Annotated in this window: 15 protein-coding genes; 5 read left to right on the top strand and 10 right to left on the bottom strand. The window is 65.2% G+C overall.

Features of this window, described 5'->3' with window-relative positions; all coding sequences use genetic code 11:
• From WIMU1_RS18825 to WIMU1_RS18805, 5 genes are read right to left on the bottom strand one after another with little or no spacing between them, the layout of a single operon-like run.
• Positions 1–1,110 (bottom strand): ABC transporter ATP-binding protein, encoded by a 1,110-nt coding sequence (locus WIMU1_RS18825; protein WP_030172871.1) that lies wholly within the window; start codon positions 1,108–1,110, stop codon positions 1–3.
• A 60-nt stretch (positions 1,111–1,170) separates the two neighbouring features.
• Positions 1,171–2,046, bottom strand: coding sequence for a carbohydrate ABC transporter permease (locus WIMU1_RS18820; protein ID WP_023961030.1), 876 nt, complete (start codon positions 2,044–2,046; stop codon positions 1,171–1,173).
• Complete coding sequence (locus tag WIMU1_RS18815) at positions 2,046–3,011, bottom strand: carbohydrate ABC transporter permease (RefSeq protein ID WP_023961028.1); 966 nt, start codon at positions 3,009–3,011, stop codon at positions 2,046–2,048. The genes WIMU1_RS18820 and WIMU1_RS18815 overlap by 1 nt, the downstream gene beginning before the upstream one ends.
• 4 nt (positions 3,012–3,015) lie before the next feature.
• Complete coding sequence (locus WIMU1_RS18810; protein ID WP_062799475.1) at positions 3,016–4,395, bottom strand: ABC transporter substrate-binding protein; 1,380 nt, start codon at positions 4,393–4,395, stop codon at positions 3,016–3,018.
• On the bottom strand, positions 4,395–5,387 hold the full coding sequence (locus tag WIMU1_RS18805) for a sugar-binding transcriptional regulator (RefSeq protein ID WP_062799473.1): 993 nt from the start codon (positions 5,385–5,387) through the stop codon (positions 4,395–4,397). The genes WIMU1_RS18810 and WIMU1_RS18805 overlap by 1 nt, the downstream gene beginning before the upstream one ends.
• A 109-nt stretch (positions 5,388–5,496) precedes the next feature.
• Between WIMU1_RS18805 and WIMU1_RS18800 the strand changes: the two genes are divergently transcribed.
• Together WIMU1_RS18800 and WIMU1_RS18795 are read left to right on the top strand one after the other, a co-directional pair.
• The gene (locus WIMU1_RS18800; protein ID WP_245968985.1) at positions 5,497–6,546 is read left to right on the top strand and encodes an NAD(P)-dependent alcohol dehydrogenase; all 1,050 of its coding nucleotides are present in this window, start codon (positions 5,497–5,499) and stop codon (positions 6,544–6,546) included.
• Positions 6,543–8,036, top strand: a complete 1,494-nt coding sequence (locus WIMU1_RS18795) for a mannitol dehydrogenase family protein (RefSeq protein WP_062799469.1) — start codon at positions 6,543–6,545, stop codon at positions 8,034–8,036. The genes WIMU1_RS18800 and WIMU1_RS18795 overlap by 4 nt, the downstream gene beginning before the upstream one ends.
• Before the next feature lie 15 nt (positions 8,037–8,051).
• Here the strand turns inward: WIMU1_RS18795 and WIMU1_RS18790 are convergent, their stop codons facing one another.
• Positions 8,052–8,423, bottom strand: a complete 372-nt coding sequence (locus WIMU1_RS18790; RefSeq protein ID WP_062799467.1) for a VOC family protein — start codon at positions 8,421–8,423, stop codon at positions 8,052–8,054.
• A 108-nt stretch (positions 8,424–8,531) separates the two neighbouring features.
• Here WIMU1_RS18790 and WIMU1_RS18785 point away from each other — a divergent pair, with 108 nt between their 5' ends.
• A complete protein-coding gene (locus WIMU1_RS18785) occupies positions 8,532–9,401 on the top strand; it encodes an aldo/keto reductase (RefSeq protein ID WP_062799465.1) in 870 nt (289 codons plus the stop codon).
• A gap of 81 nt (positions 9,402–9,482) precedes the next feature.
• Here WIMU1_RS18785 and xylB read toward each other — a convergent pair whose 3' ends face one another.
• The 4 genes from xylB to WIMU1_RS18765 form a co-directional block, all read right to left on the bottom strand.
• On the bottom strand, positions 9,483–10,880 hold the full coding sequence (gene xylB, locus WIMU1_RS18780; RefSeq protein ID WP_062799463.1) for a xylulokinase: 1,398 nt from the start codon (positions 10,878–10,880) through the stop codon (positions 9,483–9,485).
• A gap of 57 nt (positions 10,881–10,937) precedes the next feature.
• Positions 10,938–13,256, bottom strand: coding sequence for a malto-oligosyltrehalose synthase (treY, locus tag WIMU1_RS18775; protein WP_062799460.1), 2,319 nt, complete (start codon positions 13,254–13,256; stop codon positions 10,938–10,940).
• A 70-nt stretch (positions 13,257–13,326) separates the two neighbouring features.
• Positions 13,327–15,852, bottom strand: coding sequence for a glycogen debranching protein GlgX (glgX, locus tag WIMU1_RS18770; RefSeq protein WP_084248386.1), 2,526 nt, complete (start codon positions 15,850–15,852; stop codon positions 13,327–13,329).
• A 105-nt stretch (positions 15,853–15,957) separates the two neighbouring features.
• On the bottom strand, positions 15,958–18,186 hold the full coding sequence (locus WIMU1_RS18765; protein WP_062799458.1) for an acyltransferase family protein: 2,229 nt from the start codon (positions 18,184–18,186) through the stop codon (positions 15,958–15,960).
• 182 nt (positions 18,187–18,368) lie between these two features.
• On the opposite strand from WIMU1_RS18765, the gene WIMU1_RS18760 reads away from it, so the two are divergent.
• Both WIMU1_RS18760 and WIMU1_RS18755 read left to right on the top strand, forming a co-directional pair.
• Complete coding sequence (locus WIMU1_RS18760) at positions 18,369–19,676, top strand: adenosylmethionine--8-amino-7-oxononanoate transaminase (RefSeq protein WP_062799455.1); 1,308 nt, start codon at positions 18,369–18,371, stop codon at positions 19,674–19,676.
• Entirely contained in the window at positions 19,673–20,854 is a 1,182-nt protein-coding gene (locus WIMU1_RS18755; RefSeq protein WP_084248385.1) for an 8-amino-7-oxononanoate synthase, read from the top strand. Before WIMU1_RS18760 ends, WIMU1_RS18755 begins: the two co-directional genes overlap by 4 nt.
• The last annotated feature ends 2 nt before the right edge of the window (positions 20,855–20,856 follow it).

Genomic DNA, 20,856 nt, shown 5'->3' with positions numbered 1-20,856 from the left:
CTAGAGGCTGATCCGCTCGCCGGTCTCGGGATGGAACAGGTGCACCTTTCCGCTGTTCTGCCGCAGCCGGACCGCTTCGCCCAGCTTCGCGGGTGACCGCTGGCCCGATCGTGCCACCAGTGTCAGCGGTCCGCCCTCGAGACTCCTGACATGCGGGTCGTCGAGCGTGGCGTACACGTACGTCTCGCTGCCCAGTTCTTCCATGAGGGCCACCGTCACACCGAGTCCGTCGCCACCGTCGCCGAGGGAGAGTTCTTCGGGTCGGATGCCCACCGTGACCTCCTGCAGACCGGACTTCTCGATCAACGTGGTCGAGTCCGCGTCGAGGTCGATCCTGGACCCGGCGACGGTCACTGCACCGTCGCGTACCGGCGCGGTGAACAGGTTCATCGCGGGCGACCCGATGAAGCCGGCGACAAATGCGTTCTTCGGTCGGTCGTAGAGCTCGGTCGGTGTGCTGAACTGCTGCAGCACACCGTTTTTGAGTACCGCAACGCGGTCACCCATGGTCATGGCCTCCACCTGATCGTGGGTGACGTAGACGGTGGTGGTGCCGAGACGCCGCTGCAACGCGGCGATCTGGGTGCGGGTTTGCACACGCAACTTCGCGTCGAGGTTCGACAGCGGTTCGTCCATGCAGAACACCTGAGGTTCGCGGACGATGGCCCGGCCCATCGCCACCCGCTGGCGTTGGCCGCCGGACAGCTTGCCCGGCTTGCGGTCGAGGTAGTCGGTGAGATCGAGGACCTTGGCGGCCTCGGCGACCTTGCGCTTGCGTTCCTCGAGCCCCACACCACGCATCTTGAGCGCGAAGCCCATGTTCTCGCCGACTGTCTTGTTCGGGTAGAGAGCATAGTTCTGGAAGACCATGGCGATGTCACGGTCTTTGGGGGCCACGCCGACCATGTTGTTGCCGCCGATCTTGATTGCCCCGCTGTCGATCTCCTCGAGACCGGCGAGCATGCGCAGCGCGGTGGACTTACCTGAACCCGAGGGGCCGACGAGAACAACGAACTCGCCGTCTTCGATGTCGAGGTTGAGTGAGTCGACGGCCAGTGAATCGGCGCCCGGGTAGACGCAGCAGGCGTTTTCGTAGCTGATGGTTGCCATTGTGTGCTCCTGTTTATTTGATGGCCCGGGCGGAGCCCGAATGATGTGCTCTGCCGAACCTCATTTGATGGCTCCGAAGGAGAGGCCGCGGACGAGTTTGTTCTGAGCGATCCAGCCGCAGATGACCACCGGCAGAGCGGCGATCACCGAGGCGGCGGACAGCTGGGCCCAGAAGAGCCCCTGCCCTGACATGAACCCGGTGAGGGCCACCGGCATCGTCTGAGCGTTGACGGCCGTCATGTTCACCGCGAAGAAGAACTCGTTCCACGAGAAGATGACGCAGATCAGTGCGGTGGCCGCGATTCCAGGGGAGATCAGCGGAAGGATCACCTCTCGAACCGAGGTCCAGAGACTGGCACCGTCGATCTCGGCGGCCTCCAGCAGTTCGCTGGGTACCTCCAGGAAGAACGATCGCATCATCCACACCGCGATCGGCAGGTTCATCGAGGTGTACAGGACGATGAGTGTCCAGACGTTGTCGAGCATCCCGATCTGGCCCACGATGACGTACAGAGGGATGATGACGGCGACCACGGGCAGCATCTTGGTGCTGATGAAGAAGAACAGGGCATCGCTCGTCTTCTTCACCGGACGCAGCGAGAGTGCAAACGCGGCCGGGATGCCCAGCAGCAGAACGATGATCGTCGACACCGTCGTCACGAACAGTGAGTTCAGCAGCGCGGTTCCGACGCCCGCGTCGAAGACCGCCTTGAATTGGTCGAGCGTCGGGGTGAAGAAGAACGTCGGGGGATTGGTCGCCGCATCGCTCTCCTGCTTGAACGCCGTGAGCACCATCCAGGCGACAGGGAAGAAGAACCCGATGGCGATGATCCAGGTGAAGGCGGTCAGCAGGCTCCCGCCTCGGTTGCGCCGCTTCTTGATGTCCTTGATGTCGGTATGTGCTTGTGCCGGTGTGTTGTTCACTGCGGTGGACATCAGGCTGCCTCCTCTTTCCCGCTGAAACTCTTGAAGATCAGGCGAAGGGCGAGGCTCGACAGGATGATGGTCGCGACCACGGTGACCACGCCCATCGCGGCCGCCTGTCCGACATCGAAACCGAGGAACGCGCGCTGGTAGATGTAGAAGGGCAAGTTCGAACTGGCGACACCCGGACCGCCGGAGGTCATCATGTACACGGCGTCGAAGGTGTTGACCAGGTAGATGGCTCCGAGGACAGATCCCAGTTCGATGAACCTGCGCAGGTGAGGCAGGGTCAGTTCCCGGAACAGCCGAAAGCTGGTGGCGCCGTCGACGCGGGCGGCCTCCTGGATGTCCTTCGGCATCGACTGCAGGCCGGCGAGGATCAGCAACATCATGAAAGGTGTCCACTGCCAGACCAGTTCGGCCATCACGCTTGCGAGCGGGAACTCGCTGAGCCAGTCGACGTCACCGAGGCCGAATGGGCTCAGCGCCCAGTTGACCAGTCCGTTGGTGGGGGAGAGCAGACTCGTCTTCCACAGCAGCGCGGCGGCCACCGGGGTGACCAGGAACGGGGTGATCAGTAACGTGCGGACAATGCTGCGCCCGATGAACTTGCGGTCGAGGAGGATGGCGAAGAACAAGCCGAGCAGAACCGAGATGACAACGGTCCCGACGATGAGGATCACCGTGTTGAGTGCCACCGTCCGGAACTGGCTGTCGGTGAAGACATCGACATAGTTGTTGAGCCAGTTGAACTCCCGAGACCCGGGGCGCACCAGGTTCCATGACTGGGTGGAGTAGTACAGCGTCACGATGAAGGGGATCTGCGTGACGATGATCATGAATATCAACGCCGGGAGCAGCGGCCCCCGCCGTCGCCATCCCTCGGCGCGCGAGATCCTGTCCCGTTTGGACGTTATCGGCGGCGGCGCGGAACCCGGATCGGGCTCGGTGCCTCGCTCTGCGAGTGCGGTGGCCATGTCCTCACTGCTCCTTCTTGTAGGACTCGCCGACTACCTCGGCGTACTTCTGGGACTGTTCGAGCGCTTCGTCGACAGAGATCTGTCCGGCGATTGCCGCGCTGATCTGCTGGCTCACCCGGGTGCCGAAGTCTTGGAACTCGGGGATGGCGAGGAACTGGATTCCGGTGTAGGGCACGGGGTCCACTGTCGGTTTGTTCTGATCGGCGGCCTGCATCGATTTGAGGGTCGGCTCGGCGAAGGCGCCCGAGATCTCCTTGTACGCCGGCAGCTCATAGGTGGAGAGCCGGCTGCCGGGCGGGACGCTGGCCGCGCCGAGCTGCTCGGCCACCATCTTGATGTAGTCCTTGCTGGTCATCCATTCGATGAACTTCCAGGCGTCGTCTTTCTTCTTGCTGCTCTCGGGGATACCGAGCGACCAGGCGTACAGCCAGCCGTTGCCGCCCTTGGCCATGCTGGGAGCCATGGCGTATCCGACATTGCCCGCGATATTGCTGTCGTCCGGGCTCTCGAGCACCGAGACCGCGGAGGTCGCGTCGTACCACATCGCAACCTGGCCCTGCGACATCAAGTTGGCGCATTCCTGGAAACCTGTTGAGGCAGCACCGGGTTCGCCATATTGACGGACGGTGTCGACATAGAACTCGACTGCTTCTCTGACCTGCGGACTGTCGAGCTGAGCATTCCAGTCCTCGTCGAACCAGCGTCCACCGAAGGCGTTGATCACGGTGTCCAGCGGTGCCAGGGTCTCACCCCATCCCGGCTTGCCGCGCAGGCAGATTCCCGACACCTCGCCCTTGTTCAGGGTCTTGGCGGCCTCCTGGACCTGGGGCCACGTCGGCTCCGCGGGCATGTTGATGCCCGCGTCGGCGAGCATCTGCTTGTTGTACATGAGGAACGAGGACTCACCGTAGAACGGTGCCGAGTACATGTTGCCCTCGTAGGACAGCGCCTCGCGGAGGGTCGGGATGAAGTCGTCCTGGTCGTAGCCGGGGCTGGAGACCATGTACGGGGTGAGATTGACGAGCCACCCGTTCTCGGCCCAGGTCGCCGTCTCGTAGTTGCTGATCATCACCACGTCGAACTCGCCGCCGCCGGTTGCCACCGAGGCGGTGATCTTGGCGCGTGCCTCGTTCTCGGACAACGTGACGAACTTGAGCTTGACGCCGGGGTTCTCCTTCTCGAACTGGGGAGACAATGCGATCGCATCTTGCATCTGGGAGTTGGAGACCAACGCGATGGTGACTGCCTCACCGCCGCCGTCCGTGAAAGATCCGGCGCCACTGCAGGCGGAGGCCGTCAGCGCAACGGTTCCCGCGAGGGCAAGGGGCGCAAGGGCTCTGCGCCATCTCGCCCGTCTTCTCGGCTTCGTCGAATCAGTCATCATTGACCTTTCTCTTGCGTGATGAGCCAGTGCGCAGTGCCCAGATCGGTGATCAGTGTGGTGGCGAGGCCACCTCGGAGGGCACCCAGGATCGACTCCCGGCGGTGGGTTCCACCGGAGATGAGCATGGTGGTGGGGCAGGAACGGACGGCCTCGAGCGGAACGGAGACCGTGCGGTCGACGAGCGACGATTCGACCGTGACCCCGTCCTTGTCGTAGAACCGCCCGCCGATCTCGCCGACCGCCCCGAGCCCGGTCAATTCGTCGAGGATGGCGGCGTCGATGTACGCCCCTTCGAAGAGGGTGGTGGACGTGGTGACCGACCCGACACCGAACACCATCACATCGGCTTCTTCGGCGGCCTTGAACGACTGCGACAGGATGGAGTCCCGCTGCAGCGCCTTCACGGTGTCGGGATCGGCGTAGAGCGGGGCAACAAGCCGAAGTGGTTGTGCGCCCAGGCGTTCGGCGAATCGGGACAGTGCGTGATCAACGCCGGTGTGGTACTCGACAGACGTCATGGAGCCGTCCATCTGCACCACCCGCCGGCAGCTGGCAGAGCGGGGAGTGATCGAGTCGGCCACGGCGACCGTTTCCGGCCCCCATGTGAAGCCGAGCGTGCTGTTCGGCTCGAGTCTCCGGATGAGAACCGACGCCCCAGCCCGTCCGAGCGCGGAGTCACCGGTCTGCGTCCCGTCGGCGAGCTGGTCGATGATCAGGGCCTCTTTGAGCCCGAACGCAGTCTCGAGATCGCGCTCCTCGTCGGTGTGAATGGAGCCGGCCAGATGCGGGGGTGCGTCGATGACCACACGCACCAGGCCCTGGGCGCGTGCCCTGGCGATGAGCCGGCCGGCGGTGGGGCGCGAGAGGCCCAAGCGCGCGGCGACCTCCGCCTGGGTGAGCCCTTCGAGGTGGTACATCGTGGCCGCACGAACAAGTAGGCGCAGGTCTTGCCCGGTGTCGGCGGTGGGCTCCAGCGGTGACGCGTTCACGCGCCCTCCTCATCGAGGTGTGTGTGAGCAAATGCTCACTGGTCGTGCATATGCTCAGTAAGCTAACATCCTGATTGTGACCCACGCAACACCCACAGAGGACCGGCGAATGACTCCTGCCACCATGACCGCGAGTGTCCTGACCGCACCCGGCAGTCTGACCATCGAGCAGCGAGAGGTCCCGTCGCCCAACCCGGGTGACGTGTTGGTCCAGGTGAGCGCGGTAGGGGTGTGCGGATCCGACACCCACTACTACCGACATGGACGGATCGGTGACTTCGTCGTGTCGTCGCCGTTGGTGCTGGGACATGAAGCCGCCGGGCGGATCGTGGCGGTCGGCAGCGGAGTGCCGGAGTCGCGGATCGGGGAGCGGGTGTCCATCGAACCCCAACGACCGGACCCCGACGACGAGCCGACACGACGCGGACAGTACAACCTGTCTCCGCACATGCGGTTCTACGCAACTCCACCGGTGGACGGTGCACTCGCCGAGTTCGTGACCATCGGGTCGGCCTTTGCCCACCCTGTGCCCGACTCGGTGAGCGATGAGGCGGCCGCATTGTTCGAACCACTGTCGGTGGCGATCGCTGCTTGCCGCAAGGCAGAGGTCGGGATCGGTGACGGCGTGTTGATCACCGGTGCGGGTCCCGTCGGTCTGCTCTGTGTCCAGGTGGCGCGGGCGGCGGGTGCCACCCGCATCGTGGTGACCGACGTGAACCGCACGCGACGCGCGGTCGCGGCCGGATTCGGGGCAACGGACGTGCTCACCCCGGATGAGCTGGACACCACGATCGGCGTCGACTCCTTCATCGATGCATCGGGTGCGGAATCGGCGATCTCATCCGGCATCGCCGCCGTCCGACCCGGTGGCCGCGTGGTCCTGGTGGGCATGAGTGCGAAATCGACGATGGCGTTTCCCATCTCGCTTGTCCAGAATCGGGAACTCGTTGTGACAGGGGTGTTCCGGTACGCCAACACCTGGCCGATCGCGCGCGAGTTGGTCACCTCGGGCAAAGTAGATCTCGACTCGATGGTCACCGGGCGCTTCGGTTTGTCCGAGGTGGCCGAAGCCCTGGATGCCGACCGGCAACCGGGGAGTATCAAAGCTGTTGTCTACCCGGGCAGGCTCGGTGGATCGGCAGGGGCGGGGGCATCGTGAAACTGGACAACGCAAGTCTGGCCGATCTCGTGGCGGTGCCGAAACCCGAGTACGACCGAACCCAACTGGGCTGCGGCATCGTGCATTTCGGTGTCGGTGGATTTCATCGTGCTCATCAGGCCATGTACGTCGACGCGTTGCTCACCTCGGATCCTGCCTCGCGGGATTGGGCGATCTGCGGCGTAGGAGTGCTACCGGGTGATGTGCACATGCGAGATGCGCTGGTACCGCAAGATGGGCTCTACACGTTGACCCTCAAGCATCCCGACGGGGCCATGCAGACCTCGGTTGTCGGCTCCATCGCCGAGTATCTGTTCGCACCCGACGACCCCGCAGCGGTGATCGACAAGCTCGCCGACCCGGCCACCCGAATCGTGTCGCTCACCATCACCGAGGGCGGGTACAACTTCTCCTCCACGACAGGGGATTTCGATCTGACCAACGCGGCGATCCAGGCCGATCTCCAGCCGGGTGCTGTTCCTTCGACGACGTTCGGCCTCGTCGTCGAGGCCCTCGGCCGTCGTCGCGACGCCGGGCACCCCTCGTTCACGGTGATGTCGTGCGACAACATCGAGGGCAACGGGGACATCGCACGCAAGACCTTTACGGCCTTCGCGTGCAGCAAGGACCCCGGTCTGGCCGAGTGGATCGGCGACAACACAGCTTTCCCGAATTCGATGGTCGACAGGATCACCCCGGCCACGCCACCCGAACTCGGCGATGAGGTGCAGGCGCGCACCGGCATCACGGACCGATGGCCCGTGGTGGCCGAACCTTTCACCCAATGGGTTCTCGAGGACTCGTTCTCGGCCGGCCGACCCCGACTCGAGTCGGTCGGTGTGCAGGTGGTCTCCGACGTGGGACCGTACGAGCTGATGAAGCTCCGGCTGCTCAACGCAGGCCACCAGACCCTGTGCTACTTCGGCCATCTGATGGGCTACCGGCTTGTGCACGACGCAGCGCAGGATCCGTTGATCCGCCGTCTCCTGCTGGGCTACATGAACAACGAGGCTCGGCACACACTGTTGCCCTTGCCCGGTGTGGATGTCGACGCCTACATCGAGACACTGATCAAGAGGTTCTCCAACCCGTCGATCGCCGACACCATTGCGCGACTCTGCCAATACTCGTCGGACCGGATACCGAAGTGGTTGTTGCCCGTCATCCGTCAGCAGCTCGAGGCCGGTGGCGACGTGGTGTTGGCTGCGGCGGTGGTGGCCAGCTGGACCCGCTACGCGGAAGGGGTGGACGAAGCAGGCGAGCCGATCGACGTGGTCGACCCGCTCGCGGATTCGTTGGTCCCCCTCGCGGTCCGGAGCCGCAACGAGCCGTTGGCGTTTGTGCAGAATCGTGAGCTGTTCGGTGACCTCGCCGACGAGAACCGGTTTGTGCGCCCCTACCTGTGGACATTGGAGTCGTTGCGCCGCAATGGCGCTCGGGAGACGTTGCAGCAACTGCTGGTGGAGAACAACAACCCCCGAGGAGTCTGACGGGGCCGCCTGGAGTTACTCGGATGCCGCGTCGTCGTCGTGGCTGACGATGTTGATGACGTTGCCGTCGGGCGCCCGGACGAAGAACCTGCGCACGCCCCACGGTTCCGTGGTCAACGGATGGACGATCTCGAACCCGCGTCGTTGTGCTTCGGCATAGGCCTCTTCCACCTGGTCGCCCACGTGTACCGAGATCACAGAATCGACAGGTGAGGTCGCATCCTCGGTGACGAGCTGAATCGCCGCCCGGCCGTCTGCGGACCGGTAGTTGGCCACCCAGCCCAGGTTGAACGCCTCGATTGCGAGGCCGAGATAGTCAGAGTAGAAGTCGCGCGCAACGGTGATGTCGGGCACCGACAGATTCGCTGTGACACCGGTGGGTTTCATGGGCACTCCTTCGGCTGTGTTGTGGTGACAGTGTGGGGCGAAGGGCCTGTGAGGGCAAGGGTCCCCGCTCTTGACTTCAAGTCGCGTTGAGGTCCTATCGTTGACCCGATGACGAACACGCAGCCATGGTCTGCTGACGATCCGCCCGAGCAAGGGCTCGGACTCATGCGATTGACGGAGGCGGGTACCGACCCTGATCGTGATCCGACGGCGGTGGTGCATGCCGCACTGGACGTCGGTGTGACCCTGCTGGACACCGCCGAGATGTACCGCAACGAGGAACTGGTCGGGCGTACCATCGCCGGACGCCGCGAAGAGGTCATCCTGTGCTCGAAGTTCGGTGTCAGATGGGGTGATTCAGGTCGATTCGATGACTGGAGTGTGCACGCAGACGCCGCGACGGTGGTCTCCTCGTGCGAGGGCAGCCTGCGCCGCCTGGGGGTTGAGGTCATCGATCTCTACTACTTGCACCACCGCAGTGAGCACACCCCGATCGAGGAGACGGTCTCGGCCATGGCCGGGCTGATCGAGGCGGGCAAGATCCGCTCGATCGGCCTGTCGAACGTCACCGTCGAGGACGTTCGCCGAGCGCACGCGGTCCATCCCGTCCACGCGGTGCAGGAGGCGTGGTCGCTCTCGACACCCATACCCGGGTTGATGTCGGAAACATTGGCGGAGTTGGGTATTGCGTTGGTCGCGCATTCACCGACCGGCCACGGCGCGCTGCGTGCGGAGGATTCCACATCTCTCGGTGTGGCGCTGGCCGACGTCGCCCGACACCGCGGGGTGTCGCCGGGACAGGTCGCCCTGGCCTGGGTGCACTGTCAGGGCAGGAGACGGGATGAGGTCGTCGTACCGCTCCCGGGGACCACGAGTGTGCGCCATCTGCACGACAACGTGGCCGCCATCGGCATCGAGCTCGATGACAGCGAACTCGATCGGCTCACCGAAGCGGCAGCGCCGACATCAGTCGCGTGAGAGGTAGCCGAGGGCACCATGCCCTCGGCTCATACCCACGGGGACGATGTCGGCGGCGGCAGAGTCGGTGTCGGCGTGCGGTCAGTTCCGGCCGACGGTCAATCCGGATGCCTCGTGGTACTGCTCGACGACATGAGGCGTCGGATCGGCCTCGTAGACACGTTCGTCGGCCGCTGACCAGCGAGGTGGTTCGGACGTGGGGTCCAGCGACCAGGCGGCCTGACGAGCGGCGCCGAGCGCCACGTATTCGCCCGGTTCCGGGACCACGACGGGGCGGGCGAAGATTGCCGGGGCCAGCTCCCGGATGGCCGCAGAGCGTGCGCCGCCACCGACGAGGATGATCCGGTTGATCTCGATGCCTTGGTCGCGGATCCGGTCGGCGCAGTATTGGAGGGAGCACAGCAAACCTTCGACGCCCGCCCGGGCGATGTTGGCGCTGTTCAGGTTTCGTCCGGTCATGCCGTGCAGGGCTCCGCGGGTGCGCGGCAGGTTGGGGGAGCGTTCCCCCTCGAAGTACGGCACCAGGGACAGCCCGTCGGCGCCCGCAGGCGCAGACAGGGCAAGGTCGGACAACGTGTCGAAGTCGACGTCGAGCATCTTGGCCACGGCCGCCAGCACGGGGGCCCCGTTCAGAGTGCACACCAGCGGCAATTGCCGGCCCGTGGCGTCGGCGAAACCGGCAACGAGCCCGGCGTAGTCGGTCGGTGCACTGTCACTGACCGCGCTGACAACTCCAGAGGTGCCGAGTGACACGATGCAGTCGCCGGGGGCGGCGCCGAGCGCCAGCGCCGCCGCTGCGTTGTCGCCGGCGCCCGCACCGATGCCCGCGCCCGACCGCATGGCGCCACCGTTCTGTGCTGGGCCGACGATCCGGGGCACCATCGGCGCCCGGCCTCGCATCGCCAACTCCAGCAACCGAGGCTGGTACTCATCGGCCGCTGCGCTGAAATAGCCTGTGCCACTTGCGTCGCTGCGATCGGTCCACAGGTCGGCCAGGTCGGTACTGCCGGTGAGCTTCCAGCTGAGCCAGTCGTGGGGGAGGCACACCGCAGCGGTGCGATCGGCGTTGGCGGGTTCGTTGTCGGCGAGCCAGCGCAGCTTGGTGGCGGTGATCGACGCGACCGGGACCACTCCCACCTCGTCCACCCACTGCTGCGGCCCGCCGAGGTCGGCGATGAGTTCGTCGGCGGCGGGGCCGGATCGGGTGTCGTTCCACAGCAGCGCCTCTCGCACCACCTCACCGGATTCATCGAGACACACCATGCCGTGTTGCTGCGCTCCGACGGATACCGCTGCGACGTCGTCGAGCCCCCCGGCAGCTTCGATCGCCGACCCGAGGGCCTGCCACCATTGATCCGGATGCACCTCGGTGCCCGTCGGGTGTGGCGCGCTACCCGAGCGCACGACGTGGCCGTCGGCTACGTCGCACACCACCACCTTGCTGGATTGGGTCGACGAATCGATTCCTGCGACCAACATGGTGTCCAACTCCTCAGTGCGCGCTCGCGTTGGTGAAGCCCGCAACCAGGACGCTGGTCACTCCCTCACACGCTCGAAAATGCCGACCGGTGTGGCCAACTCTGACAGCGTCACATTACCGTTGACGTCAGTGCCGGTGATCTGCTCCCGCCACGTACCGGCGGGGAGGTCGAGATGGGTCTGGGCCCATTGCTCGGCGTCGAGGCCGACGGTCCAGCGAGCTGCCGCGACAATCACTTCGAATGCCCCGGCCGTTGAGGTGCGGCCGAAGGCCACCAGATGATCGGCGGCGGGACCGGTGCCCGACAGCGGCTCGTACCCACCTTGGACGAACACCTCCTGCCGGCGCCGGCGCAGGGTCAAGGCCGCCCGCACCACACGGGTCTTCGGGTGATCGCCGTCGCGCGTGTAGTCCACCGCCCGGCGATTGTCCGGGTCGACGAGGGAATCGTCGAACCACTCGGTGCCCTGATAGACGTCCGGGATTCCGGGCAGCAACGACGCCAGCGCCTTCTGCACCAGAGCGTCGGATTCGATGTGAGGCAGCGTTTCCTGTACGAGCTGGGTGTACTCGGGCGCACACGGGCCGTCGAACGAAGCATCGATCCAGGCGTGTACTGCGGTCTCGAACTGTTCGTTCACGTCGGTCCACGTGGTGCCCACCCCGCCTTCGCGGATCGCCTTCGTGGCGTACTCGTGGAAACGGGTACGCAGGGCCCCGGTGATCACGCCGTCGGCCGGCCAGATCCCGAACAGGTTCTGGCGCAAGAAGAGTCCGGTGACCCCGGCGGGCGCGGGGTTGCGGGACTCCGAACGATCGACGAAATCGGTCCACCTCTGCGGGATCTGGGACAAGATGCCGATGCGTGCCCTGACGTCCTCACTCCGCTTGGTGTCGTGAGTCGACAGCGAGGTCAGTGCCCGCGGCCAGCTCTTCGCCCGGGTCACGTTGGCGGCGTGGAAGTCGTCGATCGATTCACCGAATGCCGCCGGGTCGCCGCCGACCTCCTGCAGGCTGACCAGCCGTGCGGTCCGGTAGAAGAGGCAGTCCTCGACGCTCTTCGCGGTGACGGCGCCGCACACCTGGGCGAGCCGGCTGCGCGATTCGTCGTCGGTGGCCACTGCCGATGCGAGCAGTTCGAAGGCAGTTGCCAGGGCCGGCAACCGTTCTCGCTCACTTGCGATGACCGAATCCAGAGTTCCGGCGAGTATCGGGTAGTCGGCGCGATAGACGCCCAGACCCGCGATCACCGCGCCGATCGCCGAATCGAGGTCGTCGTTCGAGAACACTTCGCGATCACGGGCCGTTGCGGTGATCGCCCGTCGCAGGCGGGCCCGTTCGGCAGGGAAGGTCTCGTCGAGGATCGACAGTTTGAGCTGTCGTTCCGCGGCGTGCAGCCACAGCTTGTCGCCGCGATCACCGGTGTACTTCTGATGCAGCTGTCCGAGAGCCGATTCACCGGTGGGGTCGATGAGCACCGCGCCCACCGAACGCATCGTCTCGTAGCCGGTGGTGCCGTCGACCGGGAGGCTCGGATCCAGGGGCTCGTCATGGGCAAGGATCTTCTCGATCAACAGGATCCGGTCCGGTCCGATGTCCGCACGCAGCCGCTGCAGGTAGTCCTGGGGGTCCGCCAGACCGTCCGGGTGGTCGACGCGAAGACCGTCCACAAGGTCTTCCTCGACGAGCTGACGGATCAGGTCGTGGGTGGCCGCGTAGACAGCGGGGTCCTCTTGTCGCAACCCCGCCAGGCCATTGACGGAGAAGAAGCGGCGATAACCGATGACGCCGATGTTCCACGGCACCAGCCGGTAATGCTGCCGGTCATGGACCTCTTGGGCGGACTGGCCGGCTTCGGTGCCGGGGGCGAGCGGAAACCGGTGTTCGTAGAACGAGAGTTCTGGTTCGTCCCCACTTGTGTCCACCTCGAGCGATGCCACGTCGTCGGCGGACCCGAGAACCGGCAACGCGATCTTGCCGTCGGCCCCGTTGTCCGACGACCAGTCGATGTCGAAGTAGTCGGCGTACCCGGACGACTTGCCGTTGCGTAAGACGTCCCACCACCACGGGTTCTGCCGCGGGTCCTCGACCCCGGTGTGATTGGGGACGATGTCGACGATCACACCGATGCCGCGGTCGGCTGCAGCCGACCGCAGTTCCCGCAATCCCTCGATCCCACCGAGCGACTCGGCGACCGCGGGCGGCGGAACCCAGTCGTACCCGTGCGTCGACCCCTGTTGCGCGGTCTGGATCGGCGACAGGTACAGATGGCTGACGCCCAGCCCTTCGATGTGGTCGAGCTGTTCAATTGCGTCGGCGAAGGTGAACTCGCCGTGCAGCTGAAGCCGGTAGGTGGCCGTCAGCGGCAGGATCATGGGTACTCCAGCGGTTGTCGAGCCAGGCCGGCATCGGTGTCCGGCCAAGGCGTTGGCACAAGATCGAAGGTCAATTCACTTTGCGGAGTACCAACAACGACCGTTCCCTAACCAACAGTGCGCTGCCGGCTTTCGCGTTGACCGTGCTCGAGCCGGTCGGGTGGGCGGTGTCGAGCTCGCCGGTCCATTCGTTGGCGTAGAAATCGGTCGGCACCCGGAAGACGATCGGTTCGTAGTGCGCGTTGAAACACATCAAGAAATCGTCGTCGACAACCAGCCGTCCGCGAACGTCCTTCTCGTTGATGCCGGATCCGTTCAAGAAGACGGCCAGGGATTTACCGAAACCGCTGTCCCAGTCCTCCTCGGTCATCTCCTCGCCGCTGGGTGTGAGCCAGGCGATGTCACGTGCCTGGTTGCCGGACCGGATCGGGCGCCCGGCGAAGAACCGGCGCCTGCGGAACACCGGATGCGCCGAGCGCAAGGCGATGACCCGTCGGGTGAACTCGAGCAGATCCGAGTTCTTCTCCGCCAGTTCCCAATCCATCCACGCGATCGGGCCGTCCTGGCAGTAGACGTTGTTGTTGCCGTTCTGGGTGCGGCCGATCTCGTCGCCGTGGGCGATCATCGGGGTGCCCTGGCTCAGCATCAGCGTTGCCAAGATGTTGCGCTGCTGACGCGCACGAAGACGCTCGATGTCGGGGTCGTCGGTGGGACCTTCCACACCGCAGTTCCACGAACGGTTGTGGCTTTCCCCGTCCCGGTTGTCCTCGCCGTTCGCCTCGTTGTGTTTCTCGTTGTAGGACACCAGATCTCGCAGGGTGAAGCCGTCGTGCGCCGTCACGAAGTTGATGCTGGCGCTGGGACGGCGCCCGGTTGCCTCGTAGAGATCTGACGAGCCTGTCAGCCGCGATGCGAATTCTCCGAGTGTCGCGGGCTCGCCGCGCCAGTAGTCACGCACGGTGTCGCGGTATTGCCCGTTCCACTCGGTCCACAGTCCCGGGAAGTTACCCACCTGGTAGCCGCCCTCGCCCACGTCCCATGGCTCGGCGATCAACTTCACCTGGCTGACCACAGGATCCTGTTGCACCAGATCGAAGAAGGCCGACAACTTGTCGACGTCGTGCAGCTCGCGGGCGAGTGTCGAGGCGAGGTCGAAACGGAAACCGTCGACGTGCATCTCGAGCACCCAATACCGGAGCGAGTCCATGATCAGCTGCAGCGTGTGCGGATGGCGCACGTTCAGACTGTTTCCGGTACCCGTGTAGTCCATGTAGTGCCAGGGTTCGCCGTCGAGGAGTCGGTAATACGCCGCGTTGTCGATGCCGCGGAATGCGATGCTCGGACCGCGATGGTTGCCCTCGGCGGTGTGGTTGTAGACCACATCGAGGATCACCTCGATCCCGGCCTCGTGGAATGCCCGCACCATCGCCTTGAACTCCGGGACCGCACCGCCGGCCCGCTGGTTGGCCGCATAGTCGGCGTGGGGTGCCATGAAGCCGAAGCTGTTGTACCCCCAGTAATTTCGCAGACCCTGATCGAGCAGAGTCTGATCCTGGAGGAACTGGTGCACGGGCATCAGTTCGATGGCTGTGACACCCAATGACGTGAGGTGATCGATGATCGCCGGGTGGGCGAGCCCGGCGTAGGTTCCGCGGAGCTGTTCGGGCACTTCGGGATGGGTTGCCGTCATGCCCTTGACGTGGGCTTCATAGATGATGGTCTCGTAGTACGGGCGATTGGGAGACCGATCGTGCTGCCAGTCGAAGAACGGGTTGATCACCACCGACGTCATCGTGTGTCCCAGCGAGTCGAGCCTGGGAGGTTCGCCGAACAGGGGGTCGGGCGTCGATTCTGATCGCGGTTGGGGCGTGGGCTCCTGTGCGGGTGCTGCCGAGCCATCGTCGTCGTCATCCGAGGACTCGAGAGTGGTTGCGGTCGCGACGTTTTCGATGTCAACGGACGGGTCTGTGGGCTGGTCTGACCCTGCGGTGACGCCGTTCTCCGAACCGGCATCGAGCAAAGCCAGCGTGTCGGTGTCGGTGTCGGGCTGCGTTCTCGCGTCGTTGCCGCCGTTCGTGTCGGCCGCGGGCTCGGTCGACTCCTGTTCCTGCGGAGTTTCGTCGAGCACGATCGGGTATGAGTACAGGGACGCGTCGCCGTCGAACTCGCCATGGAATGCCTTGCCGTACGGATCGACCAACAGCTTGGAGGGGTCGCAGCGATGGCCCTGGCGAGGGTCGTAGGGGCCGTGGACCCGATAGCCGTAGAGCTGACCGGGCGATATCGACGGCAGGTAGGCGTGCCAGACGTAGCCATCGACCTCTTCGAGGGGCACGCGTGTCTCAGACCCGTCAGGACCTATCAGGCACAGGTCCACGGCGGTGGCCACTTCGGAGAAGAGCGAGAAGTTGGTACCGGCTCCATCGAACGTGGCGCCGAGGGGATATGCGGTACCCGGCCACACCATCAGCTCCTCGACCACGCCGCCTGTGGCGTCGGCGGTGGTGCCGTGGACGGCCACCGCGACGTCGTCAGAGCCGGTCGAATCGTCCACGGTTCTGGCGGACGACGCGTCGCTTCCGGGGGTTGATGTCATGGGCACCCTCGCATTTTCATGTTGATGACCCTACTGTTCGCGGAGGCCCGCGGCACTGTCAGTGCGGAGCCATCGCACCAGATCACCGGAAGAGTAGAGGGTGGTTCAGGTCCAGGGCAGCGCGGCTTGCATCTGACGTTGCAGTTCGGCTGTGAGACTGCGCACATAGGTCGCACTCAGGTGATGCCAGTCGTGGTAAACGGTGATGTTCCCGACCACGGCAGGGCAGGTCGTGTCGTCGCACATGCCGTCCGTCAGATCGAGCGGCAAGACGTTCGGGTGGTCCGCCACGATGTCGAGCGTGGGGTTTGTCGGCGCGAAGGAGGCGGAACGCGCGGTGTCGCAGTTGTCGCTGTCGCGGGTGTTGGCCAGGCAATCCGGGGTGTTGATCGGTCCGTCGGCGTTGTGGGGCCACGAGCTGTCGCGTATCCCGAGGATGGGGATGTTCGCCTGGGCGAACTGGTCGAAGATCGGCAGGTAGTCGCCGGGCACCCAGTCGCCGGGCCCGTCGTCGCGCGGCCGGGTTGTGTTGGTGAACAGTGCATCCGGCTTGTCGGCGATGATTTGCGGGACCACTTTCTGCACCCAGTCATGACACTGCGGATAGGGAACTCCGCGTTGCTTCGGCACCAGCTCGGTGGACAGCGGACAGCCCATCTTCAGATAGGTCTTCACCTTGAAGTGGTTCTGTTTGCCGATGATGTCGAGCGCCGTGATCCAGTATTCCGCGTGCGAGCCGCCTGCCAGCGCAATCGTCTTGGTGGCCAACGGATCGCCGTACACCCCGACGTGCACCCCGGTGTCGTCGAAGTCGCTGATGTGGCCGTTGAACGAGGTCACCGGCAGGTCGTTGACGACCTGTAGTGCAGATGGCTGGGGGTCGACGTGGGGGACCGGGGCGTTGTCGAGGAGCGCCCGGGCACCGGGGTAGACACGGGGATCGAGCTTGGTGGTGTCCACCGTCATGTGGGTCACGTGGTAGTCCCAGGCCTTGAAACCGACCGTCATCACCACCGCGCTCACGATCAGCACGCTGGTCACCACAGTGGTGTAGTCCAGGAGTCTGGCTCGCCACGGGTTCACCGTGGCTGCGTGCGTCGGGTGGTGGTGACGCGTCGGGGTGCCCTTGTGCGGCGGATCTTCTTTGTGGATCGACACCGACCGGGGTGCTCGCAGTGGCTCTTCGATGTACCTCTTGGTCAGCCATGCCATCGCGATGGACACCGCGATGAGAACGGTTCCCTCGACGATCGACGCATGGTTCTTGTCACGCCACGTCAGGTAGAAGATCAGCAGCGGCCAGTGCCACAGGTAGAGGGAATAGGAGATCGACCCCAGCCACACCATCTGTCGGGCGGACAGTGCGTGATTGACAACCGGTTGTCCCGACTTCGGGCCGTGCTGCAGCGCGGTCGCGCCCGACCAGATGATGGCGAGCGTCGACAGTACGGGAACCAGCGCCCACGGTCCGGGATACTGCTCGACACCCACGATCCACCAGCCACAGGTGATGATCAGTCCCAGGGCGGCGACGGCGACGATGTTGCGGATGACGTTGGGAACCCGCCATTTCGGCATCCAGACGGCGAGTAGACCGCCGGCGAGAGGCTCCCACACGCGGGAGATGGTGTCGTAGTAATTGAACTGCTGGTTGACGTCCATCCGCATGTGCGCCCAGTAGAACGACACGGCGGCCACCCCGAGGAGCGATACGCCGATCAGGATGCGGATGACCGTGGGGTCGGCCAGCTTGCGCACTCCGGCACGCACCAGCACCGTGATGATCCCGGCGACCGCCAGGGCGGTGAGCATGGTCAGCACGAAGAACTGGCCCTGTACCGACATCGACCACAGATGCTGCAGAGGACTGTTCGCCGAACTGGCCGCCGTGTAGTCCTGCGAATTGAACGCCAGATGCCAGTTCTGGTAGTAGAACAGGCTCGCGATGACCTCTTGGCCCGTCGCCCGCCAGCGGGTCTCGGGGAAGATGAGCAATGTACCGAGGCTGATGACAACCAAGATCGCGACGAGCGCGGGCAGCAGTCGCCTGCCGAGCCGGGTCAGTCGTTTGACCGGGTTGATCGTGGGCCAGAGTCCGGCATGCTCGTTCTGTGCGCTGACGATGACGTGCCGCAGCAGGGAGCCGACGAAGAAGTACCCCGACAGGGTGAGGAACACGTCGACACCGCCGGACACCCGCCCGAACCAGATGTGGAAGCACGCCACCAAGACGATGGCCAGGCCCCGCAGACCGTCGAGGTCGGTGCGGTAGCTGGGGACCGTGTCGGCGGGTACCGCCGGTGGCCTCTTCTCAACGCTGGGTGCGGCTGTCAACTGCTCTCTAGTCTCACTTGTTCGGTGGCGCTGAAATCGGTGTCGTCACAGCTTCGGGGTGGGCGGTTCCGGCACGTAATCTACCTGTTGCACCTTAGAATCCCCGGCCTGGAACGCCGCGGCGCGCTCATTAGGGTGGGTAGGTGCCCACATTGCCCGAATCTCAGATCAATCGGCCTCCCATGGCGGAAGAACAGATCACCCGGATCGACTCGGAGATGATCTGGCATCCGTACGGGACCATGCCGCATCCGGACCCCGTTCCCCGCGTTGTCAGGTCGGCGTCGGGTGTCCGCCTGACCTTCGCGGACGGGACCACGGTTGTCGACGGCATGAGTTCGTGGTGGGCCGCGATCCACGGCTACCGGAACCCGGTGCTCGACGCTGCGGCACGCACCCAGCTCGACTCGATGGCGCATGTGATGTTCGGTGGTCTCACCCACGAACCTGCAGCCAGGCTCGCCGAGCTGCTCGTCGAGATAACCCCCGATCCGTTGCAGACCGTGTTCTTCTGCGACTCCGGGTCCGTGTCGGTCGAGGTCGCGGTCAAGATGGCCCTGCAGTACTGGCGGGCCCGGGGCGAAGCCGGCCGCACCCGCCTGCTGACGTGGCGCGGCGGCTACCACGGCGACACCTTCACCCCCATGAGCGTCTGTGACCCCGAAGGCGGGATGCACTCGCTGTGGACCGACGTGCTCACCAGTCAGGTGTTCGCGTCGGCGCCGCCGTCCGAGTTCAACGTGGAGTACGTCACAGAGCTCGAAGACCTCGTGTCCGAGCATCGCGGTGAACTCGCCGCCGTGATCGTCGAACCGGTGGTCCAAGGTGCAGGCGGGATGCGATTTCACGATCCCCGTTACCTCGGCGAGCTGCGCCGGATCTGCGATGAGCAGGGTGTACTCCTCATCTTCGACGAGATCGCCACGGGGTTCGGCCGGACCGGAGAGTTGTTCGCCGCCGACCACGCCGGGGTGTCCCCGGACATCATGTGCATCGGCAAAGCGCTCACCGGTGGCTATCTGTCCATGGCGGCAGCGTTGTGTACCCGCGACATCGCGGACACGATCTCGCGGTCCGACGTGGGGGTACTGGCACACGGGCCCACATTCATGGCGAACCCGCTCACGTGTGCGGTGGCCGTGGCATCCACCGAACTGCTACTCGCGTCCGGGTGGCGCGATCGGGTCGCCCACATCGCCGATCGACTACGGGAAGGGTTGAGCCCTCTCGCCGACCTCCCTGGCGTCCGTGACGTCCGGGTGAAGGGCGCCATCGGGGTGGTGCAACTCGACCACCCCGTCGACATGGCTGCGGCGACGGACGCCGCGGTGTCGGCGGGGGTGTGGCTACGGCCGTTCCGCGACAACATCTACACGATGCCTCCGTATGTGTGTACCGACGACGACCTCGACGTTCTGATCGGTGGGGTGTCGGCTGCGGTCCGTGCCTGCACGGCTCAACCCTCGCCCGCCGCAGCCGAAGCGTTATGAGACTCTGTTCGTCAGTGAAACCACTTGCCCCGACCGACAGAAACACAGATTCGGACAGCGCCCTGGACTGGCTGGCCGAGGCTGCCGACGTCCGTGAGGCCGCCGGGCTGCACCGCACGTTGGTGCCGCGCGTGGCGGACAACGCGCTGATCAATCTGGCGTCCAACGACTATCTCGGGCTGTCCTGCGATCCCCGGGTCCTGGCCGGCGCGCACGCCGCGCTCGACACCTGGGGTGCGGGCTCCACATCGTCGCGGCTGGTCACCGGCACCACCTCCCTGCACGAGGCGCTGGAGCGGGATCTGGCCGAGTTCCTCGGTTACCCGTCGGCGCTGGTCTTCTCGTCCGGGTATCTCGGCAACGTCGGGGCGGTGGCCGCTCTGATGGGCCGCGGAGACGTGATCATCAGCGACGGTGGCGCCCACGCATCGCTGATCGATGGCTGCCGGCTCTCGCGCGCACGAGTGGTGGTGGTCGATCGTGGCGACCACGAGGCCGTCAGGCGCGAGCTCGCCGAACGCAGCGAACAGCGGGCCATGATCGTCACCGACTCGGTCTACTCGATCGACGGTCAGATCGCACCGGTTGCCGAGTTGTACGCCGCCGCCCGCGAGCATGGAGCGATCCTGCTGGTGGACGAGGCGCACGCGTTGGGCGTCCGTGGCTCCGGCGGGCGCGGCGTACTGGACGAGGTGGGTCTGGCCGGCGCCGCTGATCTGGTGACCACCACAGTGCTCTCGAAATCCCTTGGCGCACAAGGGGGAGTGGTGCTCGGTACAGAGGCGGTCCGCGACCACCTCATCGACCGGGCCCGTAGCTTCATCTTCGACACCGGGCTGGCGCCGGCCGCGGCGGGAGCCGCCCAGGCCGCCCTCGCGGTGCTCCGCGACGAACCGGGTCTGTCCGAACGGGTACGGACGAACGCGGCACTGCTGGCGCACTTGTGCGGCGGCGAACCGCCAGAGGCTGCCGTCGTCTCCATCATTGTGGGCGATCCCGCTCAGGCTCTGCTGGCGGCGCAACGGTGTCGCGAACAGGGTGTGCTGGTCGGGTGTTTCCGGCCGCCGTCGGTACCGCCTGGAACTTCTCGCCTGCGTCTCACCGTGCGCGCCGACCTCACCGACGACGACATCCGCACGGTGGCCGGCGTGGTGACCTCCGTGCTGAACGGGCTCTGACC

This window comes from Williamsia muralis NBRC 105860, from assembly GCF_001598915.1.
Classification (GTDB): domain Bacteria; phylum Actinomycetota; class Actinomycetes; order Mycobacteriales; family Mycobacteriaceae; genus Williamsia; species Williamsia muralis.
This window is presented reverse-complemented; position numbering and strand designations above follow the sequence as displayed.